The sequence below is a fragment of the Saccharopolyspora oryzae genome (assembly GCF_027853915.1).
Taxonomy (GTDB): domain Bacteria; phylum Actinomycetota; class Actinomycetes; order Mycobacteriales; family Pseudonocardiaceae; genus Saccharopolyspora; species Saccharopolyspora oryzae.
The window spans coordinates 1-4,933 of the sequence record NZ_JAQGLA010000167.1 but is presented as its reverse complement, the minus strand read 5'-3'; the positions used below and the strand labels follow the sequence as shown (position 1 = coordinate 4,933).

Here is a 4,933-nt window from a genome sequence, read left to right as displayed (position 1 = left end):
GTTACGCACTCACGACTCATGCTGGCACGTCGGAGGGTTGGGGTTGGAGCTGCGTGAAGACGCTCGCTCCTCGGTCGGCCCGGCCGACCGCCTGGCGGAAGGCCGAGAACAGTTCGCGGCCGGTGCCGAACGGCGCCCGGTCGGCCGGCGGGGCCGAGTCCCGGGAGTCCAGTTCGCCGTCGGGCACGAGCAGTTCCAGCGTTCCGCGGTCGGCGTCGAGCCGGACCACGTCGCCGTCGCGCACCCGCGCCAGCGGACCTCCGGCGCTGGCCTCCGGGGTCAGCTGGATCGCCGCCGGGATCTTGCCGGAGGCCCCAGACATGCGGCCGTCGGTGACCAGTGCGACCTGGTGGCCGCGATCCATCAGCACGCCCAGCGCCGGGGTGAGCCCGTGCAGCTCGGGCATGCCGTTGGCCTGCGGGCCCTGGTTGCGGATCACCACCACGACGTCGTGGTCCAGCTCGCCGTTCCGGAACGCGGCGGTGAACTCGTGCTGGTCGTCGAAGACCCGCGCCGGTGCGGTGACCGCGCGGTGCTCGGCGCTGACCGCGGACACCTTGATCACCGAGCGCCCCAGGTTGCCCTCCAGCACCCGCAGCCCGCCGTCCGGCGCGAACGGCTCGTCGACACCGCGCAGCACGTCCGGGTCGAGGCTCTTGCGCGGCGCATCGCGCCACACCAGCTCGCCGTCCTCCAGGAACGGCTGCTGCCGGTAGCGGTCCAGGCCGGGCCCGGCGACGGTCTTGACGTCGGAGTGCAGCAAGCCCGCGTCCAGCAGCTCGCCGACCAGCGTCTGCACCCCGCCCGCTGCCGCGAAGTGGTTGATGTCGGCCGAGCCGTTCGGGTACACCTTCGCCAGTGACGGCACGACGGCCGACAGGTCGGAGAAGTCGTCCCAGCTCAGCTCGATGCCGGCGGCCGCGGCGATGGCGACCAGGTGCAGCGTGTGGTTGGTGGAGCCGCCGGTGGCCAGCAGCGCGACCACGCCGTTGACGATGGCGCGCTCGTCCACGATCTCGCCGATCGGCGCGTCCAGCCCGACCACGCGCCGCGCGGCCTCCTCGGTGAGCGCCTTGCGCAGCGGGGTGCCCGGCGGCACGAAGCTCGATCCTGGCAGGTGCAGGCCCATCACCTCCACGACCAGCTGGTTGGAGTTCGCGGTGCCGTAGAAGGTGCAGGTGCCGGGGGAGTGGTACGACGCGGATTCGGCTTCCAGCAGGTTCTCGCGGCTGGCCTTGCCCTCCGCGAACAGCTGCCGGATGCGGCTCTTCTCCCGGTTCGGCAGCCCGGAGGGCATCGGCCCGGCGGGCACCAGCACGGTCGGCAGGTGCCCGAAGGCCAGCGCGCCGATCAGCAGCCCCGGCACGATCTTGTCGCACACCCCGAGCAGCAGCGCGGCGTCGAACATCTCGTGGGACAGCGCCACGCCGGTGGCCATCGCGATCACGTCGCGGGAGAACAGCGACAGCTCCATGCCGGTGCGGCCCTGGGTGATCCCGTCGCACATCGCGGGCACCCCGCCGGCGAACTGCGCGACGCCACCGGCCTCGCGCACCGCGTCCTTGATCCAGGCCGGGAACTCGGCGTAGGGCTGGTGCGCGGAGAGCATGTCGTTGTAGGCCGACACGATCGCCACACCGGGCTTCGTCGCACCGCGCACCGCGAGCCGGTCTTCGCCGCTGCAAGCGGCGAACCCGTGCGCGAGGTTGCTGCACGGCAGTTCGGTGCGGGCCGGGCCGACGGCGGCCGCAGCGCGGATGCGCTCCAGGTACGCGGTGCGGCTCGGGGCGCTTCGCTCGGCGATGCGCCGGGTGACCTGCTGGACGACGTGCTGCGCGGACTGCGCCATGGATCGCCTCCGGGAGTGACCTCGAAACCGGGCGGCAACGCTGACGCCACATGACGGCAATCACACTAACGGGTGTGTCCTCGATTTCACAATCGATCCAGATCATCTGCAAACCACCCACGTTCTGTCGGACCGGTGCGCGATCATCTGGTAGCAGTGGTGAGTGGGAGGAGTGGTGATGCGGATTCGCGTGCTCGCGCTGGTGTGCCTGGGCGCCGTGCTGGCGGGCTGCGGTCAGGATCCGGAGGCCGCGCAGAACCAGCTGCCCCCCGCCCCTGCCACGCCCGTCGCGCCGCCACCGGCGTCGTCGGACGGCACTTCGGTGGAGCTGTCCACCTCGCCGACCCTGGTCAAGATCCAGCAGCGCCGGAAGGTGCGGGTCGGGGTCCGCGTCGACGCCCCGCCGGCCTTCCTCAGCCGCGACCAGACCGGTGACTACCAGGGCTTCGACGCGGAGATCGCGCGCGACCTGGCCCACCGCATCGGCCTGGCGCCGACCGACGTGCAGTTCCGGCGGCTGCCCGCGACGCAGCTGCGGGACGCGGCGCTGTCCGGTGACGTCGACCTGCTGCTCGGCGGCGAGGCCGACGATCCGCGGCTGGCGAAGGTCGGGCCGTACGCGATCACCGACACCGAGCGGAACCTGGTGATCAAGTCCGACGACCGGTTGCTGGCCGGGGAACTGCAGCGCATGCTCGACGCCGCGGTCGCCGACGGCGCCTGGCAGCGCGCCTACGACAAGACCCTCGGAGCAGCCGGGATCCAAGCCCGACCCGGCTCCTGATCGCCCGCGCCGCGCAGTGAGTTCGCCCGCTCTCGGCGAAAAATCGGATGCCGATTGCGCGGCTGATGAGCAGACTCGAACCCTGCGTCGCGTTCGACCACGTGGTGGCCCGGTACGGGCTGCGCCGGTCGCACCGGCCGAATACTCGCGAGGAGCAACCTGACCATGACCGAATCCGCAACTGCGGACGTCGCCCGCGGCACCACACCACCGCGGGCGGCAGTGCTGATAGGTGTGCTGGTCGCCTCCGCGTTCGTGATGATCCTGAACGAGACGATCCTGAGTGTCGCCCTGCGCGACCTCACCGTCGACCTCCAGGTCAGCACCACGACCGTGCAGTGGCTGACCAGCGGATTCCTGCTGACCATGGCGGTGGTCATCCCCACCACCGGTTTTCTGCTGGAGCGCTTCACCCCGCGCCAGATCTTCCTGACCGCGCAGTCGCTGTTCAGCGCGGGCACCCTGATCAGCGCGCTCGCGCCGGGGTTCGAGGTGCTGCTGGCGGGCCGCGTCGTGCAGGCGTGCGGAACGGCGGTGATGGTGCCGCTGCTGATGACTTCGGTGATGCGCCTGGTCCCGGCCGACAAGCGCGGCGCGACGATGGGCACGATCACCATCGTCATCGCGGTGGCCCCGGCGATCGGCCCGACGATCGGCGGCGCGGTGCTCAACCAGCTGAGCTGGCGCTGGATGTTCTGGATCGTGCTGCCGCTGGCGCTGATCGCGCTGGCCATCGGCGCGGCCTGGATGCGGCTGGACAGCGAGACGCGGGCGGTCCCGCTGGACCTGATCTCCGTCGTGCTTTCGGCGCTGGGCTTCGGCGGCCTGCTCTACGGACTGTCGCTGGTCGGCGAGTCCGGCGGGCAGCAGCAGCTGCCACCGTGGATCCCGGTGTCGATCGGCGCGGTCGCGCTGGCCACCTTCGCGGCGCGGCAGATCCGCTTGCAGCGCCAGGACCGCGCCTTGCTGGACCTGCGTCCGCTGACCAACCGGTCCTTCGGGATCGCCTTGCTGCTGAGCGCTCTGCTGTTCATGTGCCTGCTGGGGGCCGGGGCGATCCTGCTGCCGCTGTACCTGCAGACCGTCCTGCACGAGTCGACGTTCGCCAGCGGCCTGGCGGTGCTGCCGGGCGGTCTGGTCATGGGTCTGCTCGGACGTCCGGTGGGCCGGTTGTTCGACCGGGTCGGCGCGCGGCCGCTGGTGATCCCGGGGGCGCTGGCCATGGCGGTGTCGCTGTGCCTGTTCGCCACCCTCGGGCCGAACTCACCGCTGGCCGCGGTCATCGCGATCCACGTGGTGCTCATGGCCGGGCTCGGGCTGATGATGACTCCGCTGATGACCTCGTCGCTGAGCGCGTTGCCCGATCACCTCTACTCGCACGGCAGCGCGATCATGGCGACGCTCCAGCAGGTCGCGGGCGCGTTCGGCACGGCGGTGTTCGTCACTGTGTCCGCCGTGGCCAGCAGTGCCCCGTCCGGCATCCCGGACGCGGGGGGCCTGCGCACGGCGTTCGTCGTCGCCGCCGGGATCGGCGTGCTGGCGTTCATCACGTCGCTGTTCATCGGCACGCCTCCGGCCGCGAAGCAGCCGGAGGACACCGCCGAGGAGCCGGGGCGGGAGCCGACGCCGACGCACTGACCGAGCTCAGCTGGGAAAGCCCCGGAACCGCACCGAGTTCCGGGGCTTTCCCGTTCGCCGGTGAAGGACATCCGCCCCTTTCGCGGTCACCCCGCGAAGGCTGCACTGGTGGCGTTGCTCCAGCCGTCGTGGGAGGAGGGGCGCCGGAGATGAAGATCGCTGTCGTGGGAGGGACGGGGCTCATCGGATCGCAGGTGGTCGAGATCCTGCGCGCAGCCGGGCACGAGGCGGTGCCGCACTCGCTGTCCACCGGCCTGGACCTGCTCAGCGGGCAGGGTCTGCGCGAGGCGCTGGAGGGGGCTGACGTCGTCGTCAACCTGACGAACTCGCCGACCTTCGACGAAGCCTCGCTCGCGTTCTTCCAGCAGAGCATGGACAACCTGCTGGCGGCTGCCGAAGTCGCGGGCGTCGGCCACGCGGTCGTGCTCTCGATCGTGGGCGCCGACCGGGTTCCGGGCCTGGTCTACTACCGCGCCAAGGTGCTGCAGGAGGACCTGCTCAAGGCCAGTCCCGTGCCGTACTCGATCGTCCGCGCCACCCAGTTCTTCGAGTTCATCGCCGCGGTGCTGGCCGAGGACGCCGACGAGCACACCGTCCGCCGGCCCGCCGTGCTCGTCCAGCCCATCGCCGCGGCCGAGGTCGCCCAGGCCGTGGCCGACGTC

At 71.3% G+C, this 4,933-nt stretch carries 4 protein-coding genes; 3 read left to right on the top strand and 1 reads right to left on the bottom strand.

Annotated features, from left to right (window positions below; translation table 11 throughout):
• Window positions 1–16: 16 nt before the first annotated feature.
• Complete coding sequence (edd, locus tag OU415_RS37870) at window positions 17–1,849, bottom strand: phosphogluconate dehydratase (RefSeq protein ID WP_270954619.1); 1,833 nt, start codon at window positions 1,847–1,849, stop codon at window positions 17–19.
• Between the two features lie 178 nt (window positions 1,850–2,027).
• On the opposite strand from edd, the gene OU415_RS37865 reads away from it, so the two are divergent.
• The 3 genes from OU415_RS37865 to OU415_RS37855 form a co-directional block, all read left to right on the top strand.
• Window positions 2,028–2,633: a transporter substrate-binding domain-containing protein gene (locus OU415_RS37865; RefSeq protein ID WP_270954618.1), complete on the top strand. Its 606-nt coding sequence runs from the start codon at window positions 2,028–2,030 to the stop codon at window positions 2,631–2,633.
• 165 nt (window positions 2,634–2,798) lie between these two features.
• The gene (locus OU415_RS37860) at window positions 2,799–4,271 is read left to right on the top strand and encodes an MDR family MFS transporter (protein ID WP_270954616.1); all 1,473 of its coding nucleotides are present in this window, start codon (window positions 2,799–2,801) and stop codon (window positions 4,269–4,271) included.
• A gap of 149 nt (window positions 4,272–4,420) precedes the next feature.
• Window positions 4,421–4,933: SDR family oxidoreductase (locus OU415_RS37855; RefSeq protein WP_270954615.1), on the top strand; the 513-nt coding region annotated here is incomplete at its 3' end.